Genomic DNA, 494 nt, shown 5'->3' on the forward strand with positions numbered 1-494 from the left:
AATACGCACTGCTCGCCGATGTTTCCAAAAGCTCACATCATAGTTATCACTTAAATCAATGACCTCATGTTCGACAATCGGTAGTCGCGTTAAAAATGAGAGCCCCTCTTGATATACTTCATAACTTTGATGAACGAAATCCCACGTAAGTTGGTAGTGATGACCGTATTCCATGAGTTTTTTCTGTAATAAATAACCATAGTTATTCGCCAACACAGTGTGATTGGTTAATATATTGGCATCAACGGCCGGGCTATCTTGATGTTGATTCACTTCCTGTAATGCAACCACATCGCACCCTTGCTCGATAATGGCTTGCGCGACCACATCTAACTTTTCTAGCTGTTTTTCTTCTTGCCAACTGTGGGTATTTAGTGTCATTAACTTCATTATTATTCACTTATTTATTCTAGTGAGATAAAACGCAGCGCACGGCTGCGTTTCTCGAGGTTATTTGATCTAAAAAGAATTACGCAGGTTGTGCTGAATATTTC

General features: G+C 39.7%; 1 protein-coding gene. It reads right to left on the reverse strand.

Annotated elements, in window-relative coordinates; all coding sequences use genetic code 11:
• Window positions 1–390: endonuclease/exonuclease/phosphatase family protein (locus tag AB4486_RS27735; RefSeq protein WP_372120020.1), on the reverse strand; the 390-nt coding region annotated here is incomplete at its 3' end.
• Window positions 391–494: the final 104 nt, after the last annotated feature.

The organism is Vibrio sp. 10N.222.55.C6 (genome assembly GCF_041473395.1).
Classification (GTDB): domain Bacteria; phylum Pseudomonadota; class Gammaproteobacteria; order Enterobacterales; family Vibrionaceae; genus Vibrio; species Vibrio crassostreae_C.